Genomic DNA, 26,552 nt, shown 5'->3' with positions numbered 1-26,552 from the left:
TTAAGCCGTTCTGCTAAGAGGTGTGAATTTCATTTCCCGGGCAGGCAAGGTCACCAGATGTCGCTGCGCATCCAGACCCGGTACAAGCAAAGGAGTCACCTTGGCTTCTGGCATGCCTATTCCTTCTAACTCTTCAACCGGATTTACGCCTTTCATTGCAAGCCATTGACCACTTTCTGCTATCAAATGGCGCGTCAATTTAATAAACAGGGCAATTTCTGAAAAGGCGCGTGAAATCACAATGTCGTAAGCTTGCGAAGGCCGATGCTGCTCGACCCGACCGGCTATCACCTCCAGATTGGCAATGCCCAATTCAGCCTTGGCCTGCCGCATGAAACTGGCTTTTTTTTGCACGGCATCAATGGTGGTGACTTTCAGATCCGGCATGCAAAGCGCGAGTATGATGCCAGGCAGACCAGCGCCGCTGCCCACGTCCAGGAGACGCGATGGTGATAGCGCCTGAACATGAGGCAATACCGATAGACTATCAAGCAAATGCAAGGTAACCATCTCATCTGGATCCCGCACAGCAGTGAGGTTATGGACCTTGTTCCACTTTTGCAAAAGCGCCAGGTAATCAAGCAACTTCTGCTGTGTGGCCTGTGAGACGTCCCATCCGGCATTTGCTATGCCTGAGGCTAGTATTTCCGCCTGACTCATGCGGCGACGTCCGACTTTTTGCTACGATTGCGACGCTTGAGATGCACTAACAGCAAGGAAATGGCTGCTGGGGTTATCCCCGAAATGCGACTGGCCTGCCCAACGGTTTCTGGCTTTTGTGCATTGAGCTTCTGCTGAGCCTCAATGGAAAGCCCATGCACTTCGCGGTAATCCATATCGGCAGGGAGACGGGTATCCTCCTGACCGCGCTGACGTTCAATTTCATCCGCCTGACGGTCTATATAGCCTTGATATTTGGCAGCTATTTCAATCTGCTGACGTACTTGCTCATCCTGCTCACCATCCCCTTCTGCCAGCGTGAGCAAAGCCTCATAACTCACTTCCGGGCGACGCAAAAGCTCGAACATCGAATACTCTCGATCGATTTGCTTTCCCAACACTTTTTCCATGACATCCGCACTCACCTGGCCCGGATGCACGTATGTTTTACGCAGCCGCTCCTGTTCGCGCAGTATGGCTTCCTGTTTGCGGGAGAAGGCCTCCCAACGCGCATCATCTACCAACCCTATCTTGCGACCGGCTTCGGTCAAGCGCATATCGGCATTGTCTTCACGCAGCATCAACCGGTATTCTGCGCGGCTGGTAAACATACGGTAGGGCTCACTCACACCGCGGGTAATCAGATCATCCACCAAAACCCCAAGATAGGCTTGATCACGCGCTGGGCACCAACTATCTTTTTCTTGCGCATAGAGTGCCGCATTTGCGCCCGCCAACAGCCCCTGAGCAGCGGCTTCTTCATAGCCTGTGGTGCCGTTAATCTGACCGGCAAAGAACAAGCCTTGAACAGCCTTGGTTTGCAGCGAATTTTTTAAACCTCGCGGGTCGTAATAATCGTATTCAATCGCATAGCCAGGCCGCAAAATATGCGCATTTTCCAGGCCTTTTATAGATCTAACCAATTGATATTGAATATCAAATGGCAAGCTTGTCGAGATGCCATTTGGATAGATTTCGTTGGTCGTCAAGCCTTCAGGCTCGAGGAAAATCTGGTGAGATTCCTTGTCGGCAAAGCGGTGGATTTTATCTTCGACGGAAGGGCAGTATCGCGGACCCACCCCTTCAATAACGCCGGTGTACATCGGTGAACGATCCAGACCGCTGCGTATGATGTCATGCGTGCGTTCATTCGTGCTGGTAATCCAGCAGGGCAGTTGGGCGGGGTGTTGACTGGCGTTGCCCAGAAAGGAAAACACAGGAACTGGATCATCTCCAGGCTGCTCAAGCATCACACTGTAGTCGATGGTGCGCCCATCAATGCGTGGCGGAGTGCCTGTTTTCAAGCGTCCAGCCGGCAAACCAATTTCACGCAACCTGGCTGCCAAAGAGACTGCAGGCGGATCCCCGGCACGGCCGGCCTGATAGTTGGCCAAGCCCACATGCACCAGACCAGCCAGAAATGTGCCTGCCGTCAGCACTACTGCTTTGGATTCAAATCGCAATCCTAGTTGGGTGACCACACCCGCAGCGCGCGTTCCATCCAGAATAATATCGTCAACAGCTTGTTGAAATAGCCACAGATTAGCTTGATTTTCCAGGCGACGGCGAATGGCGGCCTTGTACAGCACGCGGTCAGCCTGTGCTCGAGTGGCCCTGACCGCAGGGCCTTTGCTTGAATTTAGGATGCGAAACTGAATGCCACCTTCATCTGTTGCGGCCGCCATGGCGCCGCCCAGCGCATCCACTTCCTTCACCAAATGGCCTTTGCCTATGCCACCGATGGACGGGTTGCATGACATTTGGCCTAAGGTTTCGATATTGTGGGTAAGGAGCAAGGTTTTTTGACCCATACGTGCGCTAGCTAGTGCGGCTTCGGTGCCAGCATGACCGCCACCAACCACAATAACATCAAATTTTTCAGGGAATTGCATGAGAATCCGAGAGTTGCAAATATGCTGGCAATGATACCGCATTCGCACATGCAATGTCAGGATGTTTCACGTGAAACACAAATGAATCATTTGTGAATGCGATATATCACCATGATACTAAAGATATTTTTGATTTATTTACAAAAAATCTACTTGCCTATGCAGAAACGGCTGAAAATTTCGCCCAATAGATCATCCGGTGTAAATTCCCCCGTAATTGAACTCAACGCGTGCTGAGCAAGGCGCAACTCTTCCGCTAATAATTCTGGCTGCTCCAGATATACAGCTGCGTTTTGCAAATGGCCTTGCACCATTTGCAAGGCTTGCAAGTGACGAGTGCGTGCCATAAAAATACTTTCACCCGCGGGTTGCCAACCTGCAATCTTCAGCAAATGTGCCTTAAGGGCATCAAGCCCCAAGCCCAGCTTGGCCGAGATATACAGATGCAGCTCACCCTCGTGCTCTCGCTGGCGAGGCTGCTCCGAATGCAGATCAATTTTGTTGTGGACCCATATTTTGGGTAAATTCGCTGGCAATCGCTCTAGAATCGATTTTTCTGTCTCGGTAATACCATGGGCTGCATCGACCAATAATAATGCGGCATTCGCGTTTTCTAGAGCTCGCCATGTTCGCGCAATTCCCTGCTTTTCGACTTCGTCTTCGGTTTCGCGGAGGCCGGCGGTATCAATCAGGTGCAGGGGAACACCTTCAATTTGCACCACATTCTTTATAGTGTCACGGGTCGTACCAGCAATAGGGGTAACAATCGCGACTTCTTCCCCAGCCAATTGATTCATCAAACTGGATTTACCGACATTCGGCTGACCTACCAGTACTACCTGTATTCCTTCGCGCAGCAGATTCCCTTGGCGTGCCCCTTTGAAAACCAGTTCAAGTGCATCGGCAATGTTTTGCAGTTTTTCTGCAACACGGCCTTGGCTTATAAAATCGATATCCTCCTCGGGAAAGTCCAGGCAGGCTTCTACGTACATGCGCAGATTAATGAGCGACTCGAGAAGATCTTGAATATAGCGGGAAAATTCGCCAGAAAGAGAACGAACAGCACTTCGGGCTGCTTCTGCAGTAGCGGCATTGATCACGTCAGCAACCGCTTCAGCTTGTGCCAGATCAAGCTTGTCATTCAGGAATGCGCGCCGGGTAAATTCCCCGGGTTCAGCCTGACGTGCGCCCAATTGCAAGCAACGAAGCAGTAGAAGCTGCATGAGCGCGGGGCCGCCATGGGCCTGCAACTCAAGCACATCTTCTCCCGTGTAGGAGTGAGGCCCTGCATAAAAGATAGCGATGCCACTATCGATTAGCTGGCCATCTGCTTCTTTAAATGGCAGATAGGCAGCATGCCGGGGGGGAGGGCAGTGGCCCAGCACCGCAGCAGCAATCTGTGCGGAGGCCGGGCCGGAGATGCGAACCACGCCTATGCCCCCAGAACCAGGGGCAGTGGCAATGGCGGCTATCGTATCAACGACGGCCATTTCCTTTTTTCTTCAGCGCAGTGGCACGCTCCGTACTACGATTGATATGCCATTGCTGAGCAATCGACAACACGTTATTTACCAGCCAGTACAGCACCAGACCTGCCGGGAAGAAGAAGAAGAAGACGCTGAATACGATAGGCATGATCATCATGACCTTGGCCTGGACCGGATCCGTAGGTGTCGGGTTCAAGCGCGTCTGGATAATCATGGTGGCGCCCATGAGGATAGGCAGCACATAGTAAGGATCAATGGCGGAGAGGTCATGTATCCACAGCATGAAAGGAGCATGCCGCATTTCCACACTACCCAACAGTACCCAGTAAAGGGAGATAAACACAGGAATTTGCACCAGGATGGGCAAGCAGCCGCCCATCGGATTGATCTTCTCCGTCTTGTACAGTTCCATCATGGCAACTTGCATCTTTTGGCGGTCATCGCCGTATTGCTCTTTCAGGCGTTGCAAGCGAGGTGCAAGTTCACGCATGTGCGCCATGGAGCGATAACTGGCCGCAGAGAGAGGATAGAATGCGAGCTTGATCATGACGGTAAGCAGGATAATCGCGACACCCCAGTTGTGCACCACGCTCTCAATCTTGGACAGAATCCAGAATAGCGGGGATGCAATGATCGTAAGCCAACCGTAATCCACCGTGTATTCAAGACCAGGGGCAACTTGCTTCATGACTTCCTGATTTTGTGGGCCGGCGTAATAGCGGGCTTCAACCTCGGCGCTAGCTCCTGGAGCAATCACACCGATATCACTTTTGGTACCAATAGAATAGATATTGTCAGCCAGCTTCTTGCTGTAAAACTGACGTGTCACGCCTTCCTTGGGAATCCAGGCACTCACGAAATAGTGTTGCAACAAGCCTACCCAGCCATCACTGGTAGTCTTGGACAAGTCGTTCTTGCCCATATCCTTGAAGGATAGCTTTTTGAATTTGTCAGCTTGGGTGAAATAAGCTCCACCGGTAAAGGTAGGCATCATGTGTGAGCCCTGATTGGACTCCGTGTCATGCACCACCTGGTAGTAAACCGTAGGATCAATCGGGCTGGCGCTTTCGTTATGAATTTCATAACGCAGATTGATGACATAGCTGTCACGGTGGAAGGTATAGATTTTGTCGACCTTGACGCCATCGGCACTCGCCGCCGTCAAACGTACTTCAAGCGTATCGCTACCCGCTGCCAGTTGGTAATTGCTAGCTTCGGCAGTAAATACCGTTTTGTGATTAGGCAAGCCCTGACCAATCAAGCCACTCTGCGCAACATAGACCATAGGAGCCGCACGGTCATCCAGCAGCACAAAGTTTTCTGTCGTGGAATTATCAGCACGGTGCTTCAGCAACTCCAGACGACGCAAATCTCCGCCAGTAGTGTCGATGACCGCTTTATAAACATCCGTTTCCACTTGAATACGATCTGCTGTTTGCAGACGGAAACCGGACTCTTTAGGCATATCAGCCGCCGCTTTGGCGCCTGGTAATTTTTCAGCATGGGGAACACTATTGTCGGTGGCCGCTTCAGCTGTCACCGTCTCGGGCGGCGGCGTATGCTCGCGTTGCCACGCATCCCACAACATCAGGATAGAGAAAGAGAAAATAACAAATAAAATCAGACGCTTGGTATCCATAACTCACTTATCTTAATGTTGAAATGCATGAATGACTTGCTTGATTTCCTGCAAATATCAGGGCACAGGATCATGCCCACCTGGATGCCTGGGATGGCATTTTCCGATACGACGGACACCGTAGGCTAAGCCGGATAAAGCACCGTGCTTATTAATCGCCTCTATCGTATATTGAGAACATGTCGGGCTGAACCGGCACTGTTGCCCAAAATAAGGGCTTAAGGCTACCTGGTAAAGCCGAATGATAGCGACCAAGGCTTTCGCCAGTAAGCTCATGACATTGATTTCCGCTTTTCGATCTGTTTTCCCAGTTTTTGCAGCAACTCGCAAAACTCACCAACAAGGCTAGGGTAATCGCCTGGTTCATAGGCACGCTGGACTCGCACGACCAGATCCAGAGAAGCAATATCGTGCTGATGTAGCCGAAACTGCTCTCGAAGAACGCGCTTCATATAATTTCTGTCTACAGCGCGCTTGGCTATTTTCTTGCCTACAATCAGGCCAAGCCTTGGCGTGTTCAGGGAATTATATTGGTAATGTATGGCGAGATAATGACCAGAAATACGCTTGCGGAAATTAAAAACGGATGAAAAATCATCCGTTTTAATAATTCTAACTCGGTTAGGAAAACCAAACTTTGGCTTAGCCAAAACTGGATTAACCGATATCGTCACACACTTATACAGCTAGACGAGCACGACCCTTGGCACGACGCGCTGCAATTACTGCACGGCCACCACGGGTTTTCATGCGCACCAAGAAACCATGAGTGCGAGCGCGACGAACTTTCGAAGGCTGGTATGTACGTTTCATTGTGAATCTCCGACTTCTGTGCGTTTCTAAACAAAGGGCGTAATTTAACCTGATATAACAGCACCCTGTCAATGTTTATTTCAAGTTAATCCTTATCCACATTTGCTTATGGATTGCTTGTGGATAAGTTTAATTAAACCCGCTAGAATGAATCCCTTGCCGTCACGCCGTCTCCAATCGGTGCCAGTGGCGGCTCTGGTGCTCGAAAACAAGAATACAAGCATTCGGGCAAATTCCATATTTGCTATCAGTTGAGGAATCGGGCAACCGATGGAAAATTTTTGGTCTATCTGTCTGGGCCGCTTTGAGCAGGAACTGTCAGCTCAGCAATTCAATACCTGGATCAAGCCGTTACATTTTGAGACGCATAACCATACCTTGCGGTTATTTGCGCCGAATCGCTTCGTCCAGCAATGGGTGAAAGACCGCTTTCTACCTCGTATCCAGAATCTCGCCGAAGAGCTGATACAGCATCCCGTTGAAATCGAACTGGGGCTGCAAGACCCCTCAATGAAGAAGCAAATGGCAGCCCCAGTCGTTAAGACTTCCTCTGCTGACCTTAAGGTAGAAGAGGCTGCAGCGCCGTTCCTTCAGGAAACCCCTGCAAAAAAACCCGCTGCGAAAAATGTTGAGTCCAAAAAAAGCAAACCGCACGGTAATCCTAGCGGTCTCAACAGCGCCTTCAATTTCGATAACTTTGTGACGGGCCGTGCCAACCAGTTAGCGCGCGCAGCCGCCCTGCAAGTGGCGGAAAATCCCGGGACTGCCTATAACCCTTTATTCATCTACGGTGGCGTGGGCTTGGGTAAAACGCATTTGCTGCAAGCGATAGGCAACCATCTGAAAATGAATCGCCCGGATGCCAAGATCCGTTATCTGCATGCGGAGCGTTATGTGTCTGATGTGGTTAAAGCCTATGAACTGAAAGCGTTTGATGAATTCAAACGCCAATATCATTCACTGGATCTGCTATTGATCGATGATATTCAATTCTTCGCCAAGAAAAGCCGGACCCAGGAAGAGTTCTTCTATGCATTCAACTCATTAATTGAAGCGAAAAAGCAGATCATCATTACCTGCGATACCTATCCCAAGGAAATCGTGGATGTGGATGAACGCTTGCGCACCCGCTTCAGCTGGGGATTGACCGTCGCGGTAGAGCCTCCGGAACTGGAAATGCGTGTTGCCATCCTGCTGAAAAAGGCCGAGGAAGCGAAGTTTGTACTGCACGAGGACGTCGCCTTCTTTATTGCGAAGCAAGTAAGATCCAGTGTGCGCGAACTGGAAGGGGCGTTAAACCGGATTGTGGCCATGGCCAACTTTACTGGTAACCCGATTGATGTTCACCTGGCAAAAGATGCGCTGAAAGACCTGATTGCGGTACGTGGGCGTCAGATCACGATGGAGAATATCCAAAAAACCGTCGCCGACTACTACAAGATCAAAGTTGCTGAAATGTATAGTAAAAAGCGCTCACGCAACTTTGCACGTCCCCGGCAGATCGCCATGGCACTCGCTCGGGAACTGACCAACCACAGCTTTCCAGAAATAGGAGAAGCCTTTGGTAGTCGGCATCACACGACTGTCATGCACGCATGTGAAGAAGTTGAGCAGTTACGCCAGAATGACCCCAATGTTGCACGAGATATCGCTTTTCTTACCCAGGTGATTCGTGATTAAGGCGATAGAGTAGGGTGATCTGAGCTAAGTTAAGCCGTGGATAAGTTGTGTATGTAAATGCAGGTTAGGCGCGATTTTAATAAAAGGGTAGAATAAGTAACATTTTATCCACAGCAGTATTGCTAGTTTTACGCAGACATAAAAGTTAAATAATAAATTGATTTAATTATAAAAAAACGAGTTATCAACAGAAGTTCACACCATTATTGTTATTACTACAGAATTTATTATTTAGATTGTTATAAAACATGAACATCAAAATAAATCGCGATACCTTGTTAAAACCCCTGTCTTCTGTGACGAGCATCGTAGAAAGAAGGCATACGTTGCCTATACTTTCCAACCTTTTGCTGGAAGCAAAGGACGAGAAGATCGTTCTGACCGCAACTGACTTGGAAATGCAAATATCGCTAGCCTTACAAACTCCTGTAGGTGGCGAGTTGTCCACCACCATATCCGCCAAAAAATTGCTGGATATCTGCAGATCCTTGCCAGAGAATGCCGAGATCACGATGGCAACGGCAGATAGCCGTATCCAGGTAAAAACAGGGAAAAGCCGGTTTAACCTGCAAACCTTGCCTGCTGCTGATTATCCGGTCATGACGAAAGCGACCGGTACGACATACACCGTAGTAACCATCGATCAGAAATCGCTCAAGCGCTTATTCAAGCAAGTAGAATTTGCCATGGCGCAGCAAGATATACGTTACTATCTGAATGGATTACTGTTCGAGGTCAACGGTAATCGCCTGAATGTCGTGGGTACAGATGGCCATCGATTGAGTTTTACCTCAACGGAGCTCGCACAAAGCTACGAAAAACAAGAGCTTATCCTCCCACGCAAGACAGTGATTGAGTTAATCAAACTGCTGGATGACAGCGAAGAAGATGTCACTATTGAGATTGCCAGTGGGCAGGTGAATTTTTCGTTTGGTGATATCAAACTCATCTCCAAAGTAATTGATGGCAAATTCCCTGATTACACACGCGTAATTCCGGTAGGGCACAAAAACAGCTTTAACGTTGATCGCATGACCATTCTGCTGGCCATGCAACGTGCCTCCATTCTGTCAAATGAAAAGTATCGTGGTATTCGCATGGTGCTTGGAAGCGACAGTCTGCGTTTGATCAGCACGAACAGCGAGCAGGAAGAGGCAGAAGAGGAACTGGAGATTGCCTACGCAGGAGATTCACTGGACATCGGCTTCAATGTGACCTACATGATTGATGTGCTGAATAATGTGAATTGCGATAGCGTGACTTTCTCGTTTGCGGACGCAAACAGCAGCTGCCTGGTAACGGTAGCAGATGACGAAACCTACAAATACGTTGTTATGCCGATGCGAATTTAAATCATCGGTTTAGAGACTTGCAGTAGATTTCATTAGATTTAAGTGTTTCACGTGAAACTTTGAAAAGACAAAAGCATGACAGACTACGATTCATCCAGTATTAAGATTCTTGAAGGTCTGGACGCAGTACGCAAGCGTCCTGGCATGTACATTGGTGACACGTCCGATGGGAGTGGATTACACCATATGGTATTCGAGGTGCTGGATAATGCGATCGATGAAGCATTGGCCGGACATTGCGATGACATCAAGGTGATTATCCATCCGGATAATTCCGTCAGCGTTTCTGATAATGGTCGCGGTATTCCTACCGATATCAAACACGATGACATCAAGGCGGTAAAACGCTCGGCTGCTGAAATTGTAATGACGGAGCTGCATGCAGGCGGCAAGTTCGATCAAAACTCTTACAAAGTGTCTGGTGGTCTGCATGGCGTGGGTGTTTCCGTCGTAAATGCCTTGTCTGACTGGCTTAAGCTAAAAATTTACCGTAATGGCCAAGTGCATCAGATGGAGTTCCGCCGTGGTGAAGCTGTTGCTCCACTGGCGATTACCGGCACCACGGAGCGTAAAGGCACTGAAGTCCACTTCCTGGCCTCTATCGAAACCTTTGGTCTGGTGGAATTTCACTTCGAAATACTGGCCAAGCGTATTCGTGAACTGTCCTTCCTGAATAACGGTGTCAAGATCGAGCTCATTGACCAACGCAATGGCAAGTCTGAAAACTTTGCCCATTCTGGTGGTGTACGCGGCTTTGTGGAATACATGAACCGCAGCAAGACGGTGCTGCATCCCAAGCCGTTCTATGCAGTGGGCGAAAAAGATGGCATGACCATTGAGGTTTCCATGCAGTGGAATGACTCCTATGCGGAAACCGTGCAATGCTTTACCAACAACATTCCGCAACGCGATGGTGGTACTCACCTGACCGGCTTGCGCACGGCGATGACACGGACACTCAATAACTACATTGAGCAAAACGAACTCGCCAAAAAAGCGAAAATTGAAACCACGGGCGATGACATGCGCGAAGGCTTGACCTGCGTTCTGTCCGTCAAAGTACCTGAGCCAAAATTTTCTTCACAAACCAAAGATAAACTGGTGTCTGGCGAAGTTCAGCCAGTGGTGCAGGAAGTAGTGGCCGCCAAGCTTGCCGAGTTTCTGCTGGAAAACCCAGTCGATGCCAAAGTGATCTGTAACAAGATCATTGATGCTGCCCGGGCACGCGATGCTGCCCGCAAGGCGCGTGAAATGACACGCCGCAAGGGCGCTATGGACACCATGGGTTTGCCGGGTAAACTGGCCGACTGCCAGGAACGTGACCCAACCAAATGCGAGCTGTACCTGGTGGAGGGTGACTCCGCGGGTGGTTCTGCCAAGCAAGGCCGTGATCGCAAATTCCAGGCCATTTTGCCGCTGAAGGGTAAGATCCTGAATGTGGAAAAAGCCCGCTTCGACAAGCTATTGTCCTCGCAGGAAATTGCCACCCTGATTACTGCCATGGGCACAGGCATAGGCAAAGACGACTTTAGTGCCGACAAGCTGCGTTACCACCGCATCATCATCATGACCGATGCGGACGTTGATGGTGCCCACATCCGTACCTTGTTGCTGACATTCTTCTACCGTCAAATGACGGAACTGGTGGAACGCGGCCATATCTATATTGCCCAGCCACCGCTCTACAAGGTCAAGCAGGGCAAGGACGAACGTTATCTCAAGGATCAGCAGGAGCTGGATCAATACCTGCTGCAATCTTCGCTCAAGGGTGCCGAGCTGTTGACACGAGAAGGTGGAGAAACGCTGGCAGGTGAGCAACTGGCTGAAATTGCCAAGCAAATGGTGCTCACCGAGGCGGTTATCCGCCGCCTTGCCTCCCTTTACGATGAAAGCGTGTTGCGAGCCCTGCAAAATGTAGAAGGCACCGTCGAGCTGGATACAGAAGCCAATGCCAATGCCGTCGCTGAAAAATTGCGGCCATTGCTGGGTCACACCGGATCTGAAGTCATTGTGGCACAAGACCTGGAAACCGGGACTTATCGCCTGGAAGTGAACAAATACGTGCACGGTAATTTGCAATCCTGCGTAGTTGATACCGACTTCCTCGCCAGCGGCGATTACCGCCAGATCAGCAAGATGTCGGTCATGCTGCAAGGCCTGCTGGGTGAAGGCGCCAGCATCAAACGCGGTGAAAAATCGCAACCTGTCAGCAACTTCAAGGCAGCACTTGACTGGTTGCTGGAGGAAGCCAAGCACAACCTCAATATCCAGCGCTACAAAGGCTTGGGCGAAATGAACCCGGAACAGCTGTGGGAAACCACCATGGACCCGACAGTGCGCCGCTTGTTAAAAGTGCAGATTGACGATGCGATTGCCGCGGACGAGATTTTCACCACCTTGATGGGCGACCAGGTAGAACCACGCCGTGCCTTTATTGAAAGTAATGCACTTGGTGTAAATAACCTGGATATTTAAGCACTTAGCTTGATTTAGCCATTAAAAAAGCGGCCTAAAAGCCGCTTTTTTACGTTCAGTACTATTGATAGAACTAGTCAGACAGTTTTTGCTGCAATCTTTCCAATACCGAAGCTTCACCACATATCTGGAAGAATGTTCCTTGCTCATCCGATCGCTCGCCCCTAACCTGGCAGGTCGCATAGATTTCGCCTAACAGTTGTTGCTGGGCCCAGGGAACAAAAATTTCCGTCTCAATCAGGTCACGCTGGAAAAACGCCACGATCATCTTGTGCAGCCTGGCGACATCGTCAGGCCGACGGGCGCTCATGACCACACAGTCAGGGTATTGGGCTTTGAGGGCGGCTTCGCGCTCGGCCTGCGCTGCTGCATCGCCTACATGGTCAATTTTATTGAAGACGCGAATGCGCGGGACATCATCGGCGTTGATTTCCTCAAGCACCTTGTCCGTTATTTCCAGCTGGCGTTCAAAACCGGGGTCGCTGGCGTCGATCACATGTAGCAGCAGGGCGGCATCCAGCGCTTCATCCAGTGTGGATTTGAAGGACGCGACCAGACCGTGGGGCAGGTTTTTGATGAAGCCTACGGTATCGCTCACCAGCACGCGCGGCACACTTTCCGGATAGAGCGTACGTACGGTGGTGTCGAGTGTGGCAAAAAGTTTGTTGGCCACCAGCACTTCACTGCCGGTAAGGGCACGCATCAGGGTAGATTTGCCGGCATTGGTATAGCCTACGAGCGCAACGCTGGTGAGGCCTTGTCGCTGCTGCCTCCTCGCGCGCTGTGTTTTGCGTTCAGCCTCCATCGCCAATATTTCCAGCTGTAGCTCGGCGATGCGGTCGCGTATCTTGCGGCGGTCCAGCTCAGTAGAGGATTCCCCCGCACCGCGGCCGCCGACACCGCTACGCTGGCGGCCCTGTGGCCCAGCAAGCTTGGCGGCTTCACGCAGTCTGGGTGCCATGTATCCCAGGCGTGCAATCTCTACCTGGGCTTTGGCCGCCCGGGAACGGGCATTCCGATGGAAGATTTCCAGGATCACCATCGTGCGGTCCATGACTTCACAGCCCGTTTCTTTTTCCAGGTTGCGCGCCTGGGAGGGCGAGATTTCATGGTCAACCAGAATAGCCTCGATGAGATGGCTATCTGCGGGAGCGTCTTCCTGCTCGGCGATTTCGTTTTCATGGCTGACCCAGGCCTGGATTTCCTGACGTTTGCCGATGCCGAGATAAGCCGTGGTATCAAAACTGCCGCGCTTTTGCACAAAGGTATGGACCACATGGTAGCCCAGCGTTTTGGCAAGTTCCCGCAGTTCGGTGAGGGATGCCTCAAACTCAATGTCGCTGACACTGGGTAATTGCACGGAGGCGACAATGGCGTACTTTGGAGCGTCTTTTACTTCTGTTTGCATAGTCAGGGGTAGGGTGCCTTGAAAAAAATCGCCTGAGCGATCAGAAATGCGTATTGGGAAAAATGTTATTAACTATGTTGTGGTCGAATTTTATGTGCGGGTGTTTCGGTGGCGCGGGCCTGCTTTTTTTCTTCTTCCTTGCGCACATCATCAATCACGCGCAGCACGCTCTTCAAATCCACCGGTATAGCATCTGGAGCTACCTGCCCGCTAAGTGAGGATTCGGTGCTCAGGTCGCCATGCGCATACAGGGACCAAATTTCCTTGCCATATTGCGTGCCGAGTAGCGAAGGGGCAAAGCGGCCGAAATAAGCAGCCAGGTTATCCACATCGCGCTCCAGCATGCTGCTGGCGTGGTTGTTACCAGCTGCATTTACAGCCTGCGGCAAATCGATGATCACGGGGCCATCAATACCCAACAGGATGTTGAATTCGGAAAGGTCGCCATGCACGATACCCGCATTCAGCATGCGGATGACATCCACCAGCAAGCTTTGGTGATGCTGCAGCGCTTCTTGCTCGGTGAATTCGACATCGTTGAGGCGAGGAGCGGCGTGGCCCGCGGCATCCGTTACCAGCTCCATCAGGAGCACACCCTCGTAAAAATTGTATGGCTGGGGTACGCGTACGCCAGCCGCCGCGAGGCGATAGAGCGCGTCGACCTCGGCACTCTGCCAGGCTTCTTCCTGCAGCTTGCGCCCATAGCGCGAACCTTTGCCCATGGCACGGGCCTGGCGGCTGCTTTTAACCTTGCGGCCCTCGGTGTAATCCACACTCTGGCGAAAGCTGCGTTTATCGGCTTCCTTGTAGACTTTGGCACAGCGGACATCATCGCCGCATCGCACCACATAAACGGTGGCTTCCTTGCCACTCATGAGCTGGCGCAGCACTTCATCAATCAGCCCATCTTCAATCAGGGGCTCCAGGCGTTTGGGAGGTTTCATTGGCCCCATCATACGGGGCTGCAAGCGCCCCGGCAAACTTGCGGGTAGCGTGTTAACCCGTGGTACCGAATTCAACCGGGGTTTTGACGTAAAACAGGGAAAGCGCATGTTGCGCCAAAACAGCAAAAAGCTGGTCAGCTTCGCTAGCTTGAACAATCATGACCACCAGTACCGGTTGATCTGCCAGTTCAAAAAAATGCGCGGCATGCAAAACGCCATCATGTCCATAACCCTGCCTGGCAGGAATAATAGTGGCACCTTTGATCCCCAGCTTGCGTGCTTCATCCAGCAACCAGTCGTGCATGGGCCGCTGTTCATGATGGCGGTTTTGTGCGGTGTAAAACGTGAGTTGAAATCCTTGCATGGCGGGCTCCTCTTTTCTAAAGCGATTTGATCGCGTTGATGGTGGCAAAGCCGAGCAGTGTCATGCTGATCGAGCCCACCACATGCAGCAGAATGGCAGCGCCGGCCCAGCTAAGGCGACCCTGCTGCAGCAAGGCAGTTACCTCGGCAGAAAAAGTGGAGAAAGTCGTGAGTCCACCTAAAAAACCAGTGATGGCAAACAAGCGCCACTCGGGAGACAACTGCGGCAGGCTGGCAAACAGCGCCAGAAGCAAACCGATCAGATAGCCACCAATCAGGTTGGCAGCCAGTGTACCTGGCGGTATGGCCGGAAAAAGGGCATTGAGTGTCGAGCCCAGCCACCAGCGCGATATAGCCCCTAATGCCGCACCGAGGCCGATAACGAAAATAGAGTTAATCATGAAAACTGTCCTTCAGGATTGGCAGATTGCAAAGCCGGGACAGGGGGCGTGTACCTACGCACCCTGGCCAGGGTGTTATCGTAGGCATCATCAGCTGCAAGGCAGCGGTTAAGGGAGGAATGCCATCTCCACCGCCTGTAGTATAGCCGTCGGCTGGGAAAAAATCTAACTGTCGAACCGGATAAAGCCGCGAACGCAGAAATATTCAAAAAAGCGATTAATCACTTCATAAGTTGATGATTTATAGGTGGATTGTTTACACAACTTTACACGGGGAACAAGAACTGCATATTCCGCAATCCAGTCTTATGAGTAACCCGCATTTCGACGGGTAGACAGGATTAACAATATGCATGGCTTTAAAAATATCATCTTGGCATTAAGTGTGGCTGCAGGTTTGCTGGGCAGCGGAGTCGCATTGGCTGATCGTGGACATTTTCACGGGAGTGTAGGTGTTTATGTCGGTCCGGGTTTTGGTCCCGGTTGGGGACCTGGCTGGGGTCCTTATTATCCCCGGCCGTATTACTACGATCCTTTCTATTATCCTTATCCCTTGCCTCCTGCTGTGATTGTGCGTCCAGCACCTCAGCCTGAAGTGTATGTGGAGCAACCACAAGCCCAGGTTGCTCCCGCACCGGCTCAGGCGCCCGCAGCCCCTGCTACGGATAATTACTGGTATCACTGCGCGCAACCCGAAGGCTATTACCCTTATGTGAAGGAATGCCCACAAGGCTGGCAAAAGGTGGCTCCACAACCCCCTGCACCCGCCAAGTAGGGAGAGAACATCATGAAGATTCCATTATGTTTATTGCTCGGCGGTAGCCTGGTGGTGAGTGGTTGCGTGACCGTACCGGATGGTCCTAGCCGTATGGCTTTGCCTGGCAGTACCAAAACATTTGACCAATTCCGCGCCGATGACGCCAGTTGCCGTCAATATGGTCTGGAACAAAGCGGAGCCTCGGCAAAGCAAGCTGGCAACGATAGCATGGTGAAAAGTGCGGCTGTGGGTACGGCGGTAGGTGCGGTGCTGGGTGCTGCCATCGGTGGGCATGGCGCCACAGCCTTCGGTGCAGGCACCGGCTTGCTGGTAGGCACAGCAGCTGGCGCAGATGCGGCACAGGCCTCCTCTTATACTGTGCAGCAACGCTACGATAATGCGTATTTGCAATGCATGTACGCCAAGGGACATCAGGTGCCAGTGGCGGCTAGCGAAGCAAATCAACGCCGTGTGGTGCAGACTTACAGTCCCCCGCAACCTGCTTACTATCCACCTCCACCCCCTCCGCCAGGGTACTACTGAGCGCATTTATCTAGCGCTACATGATCAGGGCTGCATGCTGCAAGGTATGCAGCCCTTTATACGCCGGTCTGCACCGAGCAGGCCAAGCCCCAAGCAGTTATAATAGCGCCGCTATTCATCATGCAATCGACGGATGCGCATCAAGCGCTTGGGGAGAGACGTGGCAGACAGGCAGGTTGATATATTGTTGGTAGGCGGGGGTGTGATGAGCGCCACCCTGGGCACCATGCTGCAACAGCTGGATCCCACCTTGACCATCTTGATGGTGGAACGTCTGCCACAGGTCGCCGCCGAGAGCTCGGATGGCTGGAATAATGCCGGTACCGGCCATGCAGGCTATTGTGAGCTCAATTACACTCCACAATTGCCGGATGGCAAGGTGGAGATCAAGCGCGCCCTTGGCATTAATGCGGCATTTGAAGTTTCCTTGCAATTCTGGTCCTGGCTGGTCGAAAACAAGCTATTGCCTGAGCCCCAGCAGTTTATTCGTCCCACCCCGCATGAAAGCTTTGTCTGGGGCGCGGAGAACGTCGAATTTCTGCGTCAGCGCCATGCGGCGCTCAGCCAGCACCCTTTGTTCAAGGATATGGAGTTCAGCGATGATCCTCGCGTGATTGCGGAGTGGATGCCATTGGTCATGCGTGATCGCCCGGCCTCGCAGCCAGTAGCTGCTACGCGCGTGGCCTATGGCAGCGATATTGATTTTGGTGCACTGACCCGCCAGCTGGTGCAGTCGCTGCAAACGCGTACAGGGTTTGAGCTCAAGACCCATACCAGCGTGAAAAGTCTGCGTCAGCTGTCGAGTGGCCGCTGGCGCGTGCAACTGAAAGGCAAGCAAGCCGCCAATAGCCAGGTGGTGGAGGCTGGCTTTGTATTTCTGGGTGCGGGCGGCGGTGCGCTACCTTTGTTGCAGAAGTCAGGCATTCCCGAAGCACGTGGCTATGGCGGTTTTCCGGTCAGTGGTTTATGGCTGGTGTGCAACAAGCCGGAGATCATTCGTCAGCATCAGGCCAAGGTCTATGGCAAGGCCCCGCTGGGCGCGCCGCCCATGTCGGTACCCCATCTGGATACCCGCTATATTGATGGCAAGCCCGCCTTGCTGTTTGGTCCATATGCCGGGTTCACCACCAAGTTTCTCAAGCAAGGCTCCTGGTTGAACCTGCCGGCCTCGGTGAAGCCACGCAATCTCAAATCCATGCTGGGGGCCGGTCGGCACAATCTTGACCTGACGCGGTATCTGATAGGCGAGGTGTTTCAGTCACACAGCAAACGCGTCGAAGCGTTGCGCCAGTTTTACCCGCAAGCGCGTGATGAAGACTGGACGCTCGCCAAGGCAGGTCAGCGCGTGCAGATCATCAAGCGCTGTGAAGATAAAGGCGGCAAGCTTGAATTCGGCACGGAGATAGTCGCCTCGGCCGACGGTACGCTGGCAGCATTGCTCGGGGCTTCCCCTGGGGCATCCACCTCGGTACAGGCCATGCTGGATGTGCTGCAGCGCTGTTTCAAGGCGCGCCTGCAAGATACGGCATGGCAACAGCAATTGAAAGCCATGGTGCCTTCCTGGGGCGAGTCTTTGATTGAGGATGCGGACTTGCTTGCGCAAGTGCGTACTCGCACCTTGCACACTCTCAAGCTGAAAGCTTGATCAGTCAGGCGGCTTCCTAAGGGGCGACAGTAAACCGGTAGCGGTTGCTGCCGAGCCGCTTGCCCTGGCTATCCTGTAACTCTGCCTGCAGCTCGTACTGGCCTGGTTTGGCTTGTTCCAGGCGGTAATCTTCCAGCTTTTTGCCGCTATCGGCGGCCATATCCAGCATCCATTCGCGTTGATCTACGGCCTGACCATCTCGCAACAGGCTGATGGTGTACTTCGCCTGCGGGTATGGCTGCCAAAGATCGTTAATGGCCCATAAACCAATGATGATGGTTTCACCACTCGCGTATTGGTCTTTCACCCATTGCAGGCTGGGCAGCACGGGTTGAAAAGCCGTGCGCAGGGCCTCATAGCCGGGTTTGGGCTGGCGCCAGTAATCCACGACCCCCCAGTTGATGGAAGGCCAGTTTTCTACAAACATGAATTGGAAAATGGCGGATACCGGGGCATAGCGCTGTCGCCGGTAGTTTTCGGCAGCAAACTGAATCAGACGCGATTGATACGCCTGGGTATTTTCCATCAGCTCCTGCACATTGTTGCCGCGCGGCACATGGGCAATATTGAAGGTTTCATGTGGCTGAAAGTTATGGAATTGCCATTTTTCCCATTGTGGCTCCGTTTGCGGCCACATCTCTGCATCTGTAAACAGGCGCTGAAGGCTGCTCATAACGGGCAATGCCTGCGCACCAAACTCGGTAATCCATGGGTTAGGAGCAGGGCGGGCGAAGGCATGCCAGTTGTCCGAGTACCAGCCCAGCCATTCATGCTCCTTGGTGCCGGATTCGCGGCGTGTGATGCGGGTGTCGTCCAGCGCCCGCACGTCCTGATAAAGCGCATTATCCAGCGCGAGATTCTGATCAGCGCGATAGTCCGGATACTTGCTCACCATCCATGGGGAATCCCAGGGCGGTTCGTTGTGCATGGTCCAGGAAACCACTGAGGGATGGTGGTACAGGGTGCGGACCATGTCTGCCGCCTGCGCGCGTGCGGTACGATGAAAAGCCTCGTCATCGCTATATCCCCAGAGCAGGGGGAAATCCTGCATCACCAGCATGCCATTGCGATCGCAGGCGTCGTAAAACGCTGCCGATGCGATATGGGCATGCACGCGGATGGCATTCACATGGGCGTCGCGCATCATGCGGATATCGCGCTCATAACGGTCGGGCGTCATTTCCGCCAGCCACTGGCTGCCAATATAGTTGGTGCCACGGATGAACATGCGGTGATTATTGATGTACCACTGCTGAGTGGTTTCATCGACACGGATCTCTCGCAGACCGAGCACCTGTTCTCGGGAGTCCAATACACGACCATTGTTGGTGATACGCAGCTTGAAGCGATACAGATTGGGTTTGCCATAGTCGGCTGGCCACCAGAGCTCGGGCTGGGTGAGCGCATACTGCATGTTAAAGGTCTGGCTACCAGGCTTTAACTTGAGGGGTTGTGCAAAACGATAGCTGCGGCCTGCAAAATTTTCTGGCACCAGTTCGGCTTCAACCTGAACCAAGGTTTCATGTGAAACATCTCCTGCCACTGCGACTTCGCCATCCAGGCGCCAGGCATTGCCATGGCGGCGTGGTGTGAGCTTGAGACCCTGTATCGCAAGCTGATCACTGAAGGCGACGCTGACCGGCGCCCAGATGCCGCCAGTATTCTGTTCTTGCCCACGCACTGACCACGCGCCGCCAGGGCGAGTGTCGTGGTGACTGAATATCCCTTTCACCAGTCGTTTATGCAAAGACCAGTCTTCAGGTTTTTCCAGCGGGCTGTCCACCAGCACGGTAATGACATTATCGCCATCGCGCAGATGCGGCGTAATATCAAACGAAAATGGCTGGAAATAACCTTCATGGTGACCCAGATACTGGCCATTGACCCAGACATCTGCCAGATAATCCACCCCTTCAAACTTCAACTCGGCATGCTTGCCGCGCATGCTCTCATCCAGTTTGAAGCGCGTGTTATACCAGGCTTGCCCAGAGATATCCTGACCTTGCCGGAACCAGTTGTCAGGCACATTGATGGTTTTCCAGCCTTCTGCAGGCGGTATCAGGGGCGGCGTGACGGGGATGCGATTGGTGGGCATGAACTGCCAACTGCCCGATAAATCGAGTACTTGCGGGCCACTGGATGGCGCTGCCTGCGCAAGCCCGGGATTGATGGCCAGCCAGCACGCCGCCATCAGTATCAGAAAAAAGACGGCAGGCCCGAGCGGGCGCCCGTTGTGAATGTTCTTTATCAACGTGTATCCCAGTCGAGCCTGTTAATGTGAAGTGATAATGCAGGGTAAAACGGACAGGGGGCAAGCCCCTGATATTACAGGCGCCCCATGCTGGCGGGCGCCCGATTGTGCTGCAGTCAGCTTATTCTGCGATTTTCGCAGGTTCGCGATGCAGGTAAGACTTTGCAACACGCTTAACGATATAACCAACCACCAAAGTCTTGATCAACAATCTCATGATGCTCTCCTTGTGATGAGTGACGAAGTCGGTGAAAACCAACATAACGTCTGAGTACATTATTGCGAGTAAGTTGCCGCTATCTGATCCATGCAGCAACAGTGAATACTCAGTCTAAAGGGCATGGCATCGGCTGGCTATCAGGCCTGGTCTGACATGGCTGTCGGACTAGCGCTTTATTTGATGGTTTCCCAGGCATTCAGCTTTTCAGCTTCCAGTTGCTGGCTGTGACGATAATAACGTTGCCCAGCCAGCCATAAGACGAGGCCAATCAGGCTGAAGCCCAGTTGGCCTGCTGCCAGCCACAATACCGAATGAGACAGCACAGGCGCAAGCGCACCTGCTACAACGGCCGACAGCATGGTTTGCGTGAAGGACTGGCAGGAAGCCACGGTCCCGCGGATGGCGGGGAATAGATCCAGCACAAACAAGGTGATACCAGGCGCGGCCATGGACATGCCTATGGTATAGAAAAACAGCGGCATGACCGACCAGGGCAGGGCAGGCGGGAAAATGGCATGGTAAATCACGTTGGCCAGGCCGGCGCCCACCATGAAGATAAAGCCGATGTGAACCTGGCGCTGCACGGGCAATTTGCCCGCCATGCGATTGGCGGCCAAGGCCCCCAGAAAAATACCCGACACCGCAGGAATAAACTGCCAGCCGAACTGGTCAGGCCCCAGATGCAAATGTTCGGTGAGAAAGACGGGTGCCGCAGCCACATATAAAAACAGACCGGCAAAATTGAAGGCCAGGGTACCGGACTTCAACTGGAACAAAGGCGAGCGGAATACCTGCTTGTAGCTGGCCCATAAAAAATGCGGATTAAACGGCTGGCGTTTGGCCAATGGCAAGGTTTCGGGCAATAACTTGTAGCAGGCCCAGAACAGCAGAATGGTATAGACAAACAACACCAGAAATATGGTGCGCCAATCAAACCATTTCACAATCCATCCACCAAGGATAGGCGCGATGGCCGGGGCAATGGAAAAGATCATCGTCACCAGGGACAACAGGCGCGCAGCAGGCACATCGTCGTAGCGGTCGCGAATGATGGCACGCCCCACCACTACGCCCGCCCCGGCCGAGACCCCCTGCAGAATGCGAAACGCCCACAGGTATTCCACACTGTGGGAGGCGGCACAGCCCAGCGAACCGATGGCAAACACAGCCAGCGCTACCAGCACGATATTGCGACGGCCAAACGCATCAGACAGCGCTCCATGCCAGAGAATCATGACGGCAAACGCGAACATGTAAGCCGTCAGGGTTTGCTGCACCTCAATCGGCGTCGCATGGATGGAGGCCTGGATGGCTGGGAAAGCGGGCAGATAAGTGTCCACCGAAAAAGGGCCCAGCATGGCAAGTGCGGCAAGCAGGATGGCGAGTGTGGTCGAGCTGGAAAATAATTTATTGCGAGGAATCAGTGGCATATATCCATGGGAGGGGCGATTGCCCGGTTAGGTTTTCTTGGTTGATAAGGACGAGATGATATGGCCGGACACATGCTGGGTTGGTCAATTTGCAGGTGAAAAAGTTTTAAAGTGGGCATGTGGTAGGCATCGCGTCAGCCGGGTGTCAGCCCTGGGCATTTTACCCTGAGCCGCGCATATTTAAATTGGACACTCAGCAGCAATTGGGATAGTTTTATAAGGGGTTGTTTGCATAATAAGTTCTTGCGTCATGAGCTCCGTTACAGGGATATATCGACGGCGGTTTAATGACCATGAGAATAATGGGAAGAGCACATCGCAATGATGACCACATATCTCGTTGACGCCCAGAAGGCGCTGGCTGACAGCAAACAGTTGCTCGCCATGGCCGGTGATCTTGCGCGCATCAGCATGGCGATAGTCGATACCGATGGGCATTGGCTTGCCGCCAATACCCCCTGTTGCCAGCAATTGGGCTACGACGAAGCTGAACTGCTCAATACCAGTTATTGCGACCTGGTCCACCCCGAGGACAGGAGAGCTGAAAAGCTCACCTGGCGCGAGGTCCTCGCTGCCTGTTGCGCCCAACCGCTGGAGCACAGGTTCAAACATCGCTCTGGGCGTCATGTCTGGCTCAGCAGCTCTTTTTCTCCCATACGCTCCCAAGATAACACCCTGCTGTTTTATCTTCTGCGCATTGAAAATATCACTGATCGCAAACTGGGGGAGCAGCATCGTGTACTGATGAATTTTGCGCTCAACCAGGTGAGCGAAGCCGCCTACCTGCTGGATGAAAATGACCGCCTGACCTATGTGAATGATGCGGCCTGCCATGCTCTGGGCTATAGCCGGGAAGAGCTGCTACAGATGGAGATGGGAGATATTCATCGGGATGGTTGGCCGGAAATAACCCGTACCACACTCAACAATTCGGCGCCTCATCTGGTGGCAGAAGCCATGCACACCCGTCAGGATGGCAGCCAGTTTCCCGTGGAAATTCATGCCAGCCTGTTTGAGTATGAAGGCGTACCCTATCGTCTGGTCATGGTCCGGGATATCGGCGATCGCAAAGCGGCAGAACAGCAATTACGCAGTCAGGAGCAGCTCTACCACACGCTGGTGGACCATTTGCCGGATCCGGTCATTCGTTATGACAGCGAAGGCAAACGGGTTTTTCTGAATCCGGTTGCCGAGGCCCTGTTACAGCGGCCAACAGCCGAGTTGCTGGGGAAAACCAGTCTGGAACTGAATCCCGCCTCCCAGGCATTGCAAGAATATGTGGAACGGGTGAAGCACGTGGTCGCCACCGGCGAGGCGAGCGACTTTGATTTCTTTATGGACAGGCAACCTAGCGATCTTCAGGTGCACAACAAGGTGATCGCGGTGCGCATGGTGCCGGAACGTGATCCTGAGGGCCGGATTGCCGGCGTGCTGGCGGTGGGGCGTGATGTGAGCATGTTGAAGGAAGCCCAGCGCAAATTCAGCAGCCTTCTGGAAAATATCCCGGATCTCATCGCACGCTTTGATCTGCAGGGGCGTTACCTGTATGTGAATCCGACGTTTTGTGAAACGTTTGGCATGAAGGCCGCTGACCTGATTGGGCAGCAGGGCATTACCTGGCCGGGCGAGGCAGGGCAGAGTGCCCCTATTTTGAAGTCGATCCAGGAAGTTGCCCAACGTGAAGAGGCTATTACCGTTACCCTGGATGTGGCGCTGAATGGCAAGCCGAGTTATCTGGAGTGGCGCCTGATCCCGGAAAGTGATCAGCAGGGACGCGTGATCAGCGTGCTGGCGGTGGGGCGCGACATGACCCAGTTGCGCATGCATGAGCGGCTTGAGCAGATGCGTTTGCTGATTCTGGAATCACTCGCGCATGGTGACGCTTTCTCCAGCGTACTGGATCTGGTCACACGCTACATGGAGCAAGCCAAACCGGGCTTTTTGTGCAGCATCATGCTGCTGGACAATACCGGCACGCACTTGCTGTGTACCCATGCGCCCAGTTTGCCCGCCGAATTTATCGCCGCGGTGGATGGGATTGCCATCGGCATGGGGGTGGGATCGTGCGGAACGGCGGCCGTCTTGCAAGAGCGAGTGCTGGTGGATGATATCCGCACCCATCCCTATTGGGCGCCGTATAAAGAGATCGCTTTGGCCGCCAATTTGCTGGCGTGCTGGTCTGAACCCATTTTTGACTCCACTCATCGCATGCTGGGGACCTTTGCCATTTATCGCCGCGAAGCAGGATCACCCAGTGCAGAAGACCTCAACTTTATTCACCAGGCCAGCCATCTGGTCGCCATCGCCATTGAGCGTCATCGCTCGGATACTCAGTTGCAGGAGCGTGAGCGTGAGCTTAGTTCATTGCTGGATAACTCGCCCGATACGATTACCCGCTACGACGCCAATTGCAGACGTCTGTATGTCAATCAGCGCATGCTGGAGTACTTTGATACCACCCCGGATGTTGTCCTCCACACCACGCCGCGGGATTTCCCCGGTGGCAGCGTGACGGTAGAGTACGAGGCCCGTATCCGTCAGGCGTTTCTGACTGGCCAGCCCGATGAGCTGGAGCTACCGCTGAAAGCATCGAATGGAAAGCTCCTCGTGCGGCATATCCGCATGATGCCGGAGTTCAACCCCGACGGCACGGTGGCCAGTGTGCTGGCTGTCGGGCGCGATATTACGGAGATCGTGGAGTACCGCCAGCGTATTCACGACATGGCGTTCTACGATGCGCTGACCCGCTTGCCCAACCGTGCCATGTTGCTGGAGCAGATGCGCAGCGGCATATTGGCAGCGGCAGGGGCACAGCAGGTTTTCAGCCTGATGGTGCTGGATCTGGACCGCTTCAAGCAGATCAACGAAACCCTGGGGCACAGCACCGGCGATTTGCTGTTGTGCGAGGCGGCAGCGCGGTTGCAGGATCATCTTCGGGAAGGTGACATGCTCGCCCGCATGGGCGGCGATGAATTTGTGCTGCTGTTGCGCCCCGGCGATGCCGAGCCTGAACTGATCGCCATGGCACAGACCTTGATCCAGGCGTTTCGTCAGCCTTTCCTGGTCGCGGGCAGGGAGCTGTTTGTCTCGACCAGTGTGGGCATTGCCCGTTACCCGACCGATAGCCAGGATGCCGATACCCTGCTCAAGTTTGCCGATACTGCGATGTATCACGCCAAGGCGCAGGGGCGTAACAACTTCCAGTTTTATGTTAGTGCGCTGACCGAGGTTTCATCTGCCCGGATTGAGCTTGAAACCATGATGCGCCGCGCCATTCAGCAGCAGGAGCTGGAGCTTTATTACCAGCCGCAATGGGATCTGCTCGAAAACCGGATTGTGGGGGTAGAGGCGCTGTTGCGCTGGAACCAGACCGAACATGGGCTCATGATGCCCAATGTCTTTATCCCGGTGGCCGAGGAAACCGGCCTGATTATCGAGCTTGGCGAGTGGGTGCTCACAACGGCGTGTAGGCAGGCCATGCAATGGAACAAGGATAAAGACGAACCACTGAAAATAGCGGTAAATCTCTCCACTCGCCAGTTTATTCAAAATCCTTTGCTTGCCTCTGTTACCCGCATCCTGCACGAAACAGGCTGTCGTCCGGAATGGATCAAGCTGGAAATCACCGAAAGCCTGTTGCTGGAAAGCAACCTCGATATTCTCAATACCCTGAACGCTTTTGATGCCATGGGGCTGGTAATCTCGATCGATGATTTTGGTACCGGCTATTCTGCGCTGAGCTATCTCAATCGTTTCCCGGTCAAGCAGATCAAGATTGATCGCAGCTTCGTCAAGGATGTGCCCCATGACACACATAAATCCGAGCTGGTGAAAGCCATGATCTCCATTGCCCATGTCCTGAATCTGGATGTCGTGGCGGAGGGTGTGGAAACCCAGGTGCAATCGGACTATCTCAAGGCCTCGGGTTGCCGTGCCGTGCAGGGCTACTTTTATGGCAGGCCCATGCCGCTGGCCGCGCTGGAAGCCATGTTGCGTGAGCAGGCCCTGACCCGCAAGCCTGCCGACATATAAAAAAGGCCGGGTAAACAGGTTTACCCGGCCACGCTATGGATATGCCAAATGGAGATAAGGCATAAACTTACTGCAGCAAGTCGTTAATGCTTGACCGCGTTGCTGCGCAGAAACGCGACCACTTTGAGTACTTCATCCGGGGTAAGGCCCTGGGTAGGATCATCCGGTACCATGGCGCCCGCGCCTTTGGCCCCCATGCCGCCGGCTGTGCCGGCCCAGATCGTTTCAAAAATACCCTGATCGTTGGCATTCTTGGCGTAGTTCCATTTGTCATCAATCAGGTTGGGGCCGACAGCACCTTCGCCTTTTGCGCCATGGCAGGCAGTGCAGCTATACATCTGAAAAATTTTCTTGCCGGTTTTGATGGCATCGGCATTGCCCAGATAGGCATTTTTGCCGGAACTCATGAATTCCTTGGCGGCAGGGGTATCAAACATCGCGCCGGGGATCGCCAGCGGTTTGTTGTCGATGGTGGATACCAGGCTGATGCCAGCGTTACCTGCGTAAGGCAGGGCGATAGCCAACAAGGCGATATAGCGTAATTTCATCATGTTGCTCTC

General features: G+C 53.0%; 21 protein-coding genes and 1 riboswitch. Of the genes, 7 read left to right on the top strand and 14 right to left on the bottom strand.

Annotated elements, in window-relative coordinates:
• The 7 genes from rsmG to rpmH all read right to left on the bottom strand — a co-directional run bounded on the left by rsmG (position 1) and on the right by rpmH (position 6,491).
• On the bottom strand, positions 1-660 hold the full coding sequence (rsmG, locus tag FNL37_RS00365) for a 16S rRNA (guanine(527)-N(7))-methyltransferase RsmG (protein ID WP_015831245.1): 660 nt from the start codon (positions 658-660) through the stop codon (positions 1-3).
• Positions 657-2,552 (bottom strand): tRNA uridine-5-carboxymethylaminomethyl(34) synthesis enzyme MnmG, encoded by a 1,896-nt coding sequence (mnmG, locus tag FNL37_RS00360; protein ID WP_159354763.1) that lies wholly within the window; start codon positions 2,550-2,552, stop codon positions 657-659. The genes rsmG and mnmG overlap by 4 nt, the downstream gene beginning before the upstream one ends.
• Before the next feature lie 149 nt (positions 2,553-2,701).
• The gene (gene mnmE, locus FNL37_RS00355) at positions 2,702-4,042 is read right to left on the bottom strand and encodes a tRNA uridine-5-carboxymethylaminomethyl(34) synthesis GTPase MnmE (RefSeq protein ID WP_159354762.1); all 1,341 of its coding nucleotides are present in this window, start codon (positions 4,040-4,042) and stop codon (positions 2,702-2,704) included.
• Complete coding sequence (gene yidC / locus FNL37_RS00350; RefSeq protein WP_013443530.1) at positions 4,029-5,678, bottom strand: membrane protein insertase YidC; 1,650 nt, start codon at positions 5,676-5,678, stop codon at positions 4,029-4,031. The genes mnmE and yidC overlap by 14 nt, the downstream gene beginning before the upstream one ends.
• A 57-nt stretch (positions 5,679-5,735) precedes the next feature.
• Complete coding sequence (gene yidD / locus FNL37_RS00345) at positions 5,736-5,954, bottom strand: membrane protein insertion efficiency factor YidD (protein ID WP_159354761.1); 219 nt, start codon at positions 5,952-5,954, stop codon at positions 5,736-5,738.
• Positions 5,951-6,352 (bottom strand): ribonuclease P protein component, encoded by a 402-nt coding sequence (rnpA, locus tag FNL37_RS00340; protein ID WP_244948159.1) that lies wholly within the window; start codon positions 6,350-6,352, stop codon positions 5,951-5,953. Before rnpA ends, yidD begins: the two co-directional genes overlap by 4 nt.
• A gap of 4 nt (positions 6,353-6,356) precedes the next feature.
• Positions 6,357-6,491: a 50S ribosomal protein L34 gene (gene rpmH / locus FNL37_RS00335; RefSeq protein WP_045751845.1), complete on the bottom strand. Its 135-nt coding sequence runs from the start codon at positions 6,489-6,491 to the stop codon at positions 6,357-6,359.
• Positions 6,492-6,761: 270 nt separating this feature from the next.
• Here rpmH and dnaA point away from each other — a divergent pair, with 270 nt between their 5' ends.
• The 3 genes from dnaA to gyrB all read left to right on the top strand — a co-directional run bounded on the left by dnaA (position 6,762) and on the right by gyrB (position 11,998).
• Entirely contained in the window at positions 6,762-8,171 is a 1,410-nt protein-coding gene (dnaA, locus tag FNL37_RS00330; protein WP_159354760.1) for a chromosomal replication initiator protein DnaA, read from the top strand.
• A 248-nt stretch (positions 8,172-8,419) separates the two neighbouring features.
• Positions 8,420-9,523, top strand: a complete 1,104-nt coding sequence (gene dnaN / locus FNL37_RS00325; RefSeq protein ID WP_159354759.1) for a DNA polymerase III subunit beta — start codon at positions 8,420-8,422, stop codon at positions 9,521-9,523.
• A gap of 75 nt (positions 9,524-9,598) precedes the next feature.
• Positions 9,599-11,998, top strand: a complete 2,400-nt coding sequence (gyrB, locus tag FNL37_RS00320; RefSeq protein ID WP_015829058.1) for a DNA topoisomerase (ATP-hydrolyzing) subunit B — start codon at positions 9,599-9,601, stop codon at positions 11,996-11,998.
• Between the two features lie 73 nt (positions 11,999-12,071).
• Here the strand turns inward: gyrB and hflX are convergent, their stop codons facing one another.
• The 4 genes from hflX to crcB form a co-directional block, all read right to left on the bottom strand.
• Complete coding sequence (gene hflX / locus FNL37_RS00315) at positions 12,072-13,406, bottom strand: GTPase HflX (RefSeq protein WP_159354758.1); 1,335 nt, start codon at positions 13,404-13,406, stop codon at positions 12,072-12,074.
• A gap of 68 nt (positions 13,407-13,474) precedes the next feature.
• The gene (locus FNL37_RS00310) at positions 13,475-14,350 is read right to left on the bottom strand and encodes a PA4780 family RIO1-like protein kinase (protein ID WP_041369855.1); all 876 of its coding nucleotides are present in this window, start codon (positions 14,348-14,350) and stop codon (positions 13,475-13,477) included.
• Between the two features lie 52 nt (positions 14,351-14,402).
• Positions 14,403-14,714: a DUF190 domain-containing protein gene (locus FNL37_RS00305; RefSeq protein ID WP_159354757.1), complete on the bottom strand. Its 312-nt coding sequence runs from the start codon at positions 14,712-14,714 to the stop codon at positions 14,403-14,405.
• A 16-nt stretch (positions 14,715-14,730) separates the two neighbouring features.
• Positions 14,731-15,114: a fluoride efflux transporter CrcB gene (crcB, locus tag FNL37_RS00300; protein WP_159354756.1), complete on the bottom strand. Its 384-nt coding sequence runs from the start codon at positions 15,112-15,114 to the stop codon at positions 14,731-14,733.
• Positions 15,115-15,188: 74 nt separating this feature from the next.
• Positions 15,189-15,253: riboswitch (Fluoride riboswitch) on the bottom strand.
• A gap of 210 nt (positions 15,254-15,463) precedes the next feature.
• On the opposite strand from crcB, the gene FNL37_RS00295 reads away from it, so the two are divergent.
• The 3 genes from FNL37_RS00295 (at position 15,464) to mqo (ending at position 18,059) form a co-directional block, all read left to right on the top strand.
• Positions 15,464-15,889, top strand: coding sequence for a hypothetical protein (locus FNL37_RS00295; protein WP_015829062.1), 426 nt, complete (start codon positions 15,464-15,466; stop codon positions 15,887-15,889).
• 12 nt (positions 15,890-15,901) lie between these two features.
• Entirely contained in the window at positions 15,902-16,414 is a 513-nt protein-coding gene (locus FNL37_RS00290; RefSeq protein ID WP_013440834.1) for a YMGG-like glycine zipper-containing protein, read from the top strand.
• Between the two features lie 133 nt (positions 16,415-16,547).
• On the top strand, positions 16,548-18,059 hold the full coding sequence (mqo, locus tag FNL37_RS00285; protein ID WP_159354755.1) for a malate dehydrogenase (quinone): 1,512 nt from the start codon (positions 16,548-16,550) through the stop codon (positions 18,057-18,059).
• Between the two features lie 16 nt (positions 18,060-18,075).
• Here mqo and FNL37_RS00280 read toward each other — a convergent pair whose 3' ends face one another.
• Positions 18,076-20,310 carry a glycoside hydrolase family 2 protein gene (locus FNL37_RS00280; RefSeq protein WP_244948158.1) on the bottom strand — a complete coding sequence of 745 codons (2,235 nt, stop codon included), beginning with the start codon at positions 20,308-20,310 and terminating at the stop codon, positions 18,076-18,078.
• Positions 20,311-20,703: 393 nt separating this feature from the next.
• Positions 20,704-21,960 carry a multidrug effflux MFS transporter gene (locus FNL37_RS00275; protein WP_159354754.1) on the bottom strand — a complete coding sequence of 419 codons (1,257 nt, stop codon included), beginning with the start codon at positions 21,958-21,960 and terminating at the stop codon, positions 20,704-20,706.
• Positions 21,961-22,281: 321 nt separating this feature from the next.
• On the opposite strand from FNL37_RS00275, the gene FNL37_RS00270 reads away from it, so the two are divergent.
• Positions 22,282-25,992: a sensor domain-containing protein gene (locus tag FNL37_RS00270; RefSeq protein ID WP_159354753.1), complete on the top strand. Its 3,711-nt coding sequence runs from the start codon at positions 22,282-22,284 to the stop codon at positions 25,990-25,992.
• Positions 25,993-26,075: 83 nt separating this feature from the next.
• Here FNL37_RS00270 and FNL37_RS00265 read toward each other — a convergent pair whose 3' ends face one another.
• A complete protein-coding gene (locus tag FNL37_RS00265) occupies positions 26,076-26,543 on the bottom strand; it encodes a c-type cytochrome (protein WP_013440840.1) in 468 nt (155 codons plus the stop codon).
• Positions 26,544-26,552: the final 9 nt, after the last annotated feature.

It is taken from the genome of Methylovorus glucosotrophus (genome assembly GCF_009858335.1).
GTDB classification, from domain to species: domain Bacteria; phylum Pseudomonadota; class Gammaproteobacteria; order Burkholderiales; family Methylophilaceae; genus Methylovorus; species Methylovorus glucosotrophus.
Note: the sequence above shows the minus strand (reverse complement) of the source record. Positions and strands in the feature narration are given on the sequence as shown.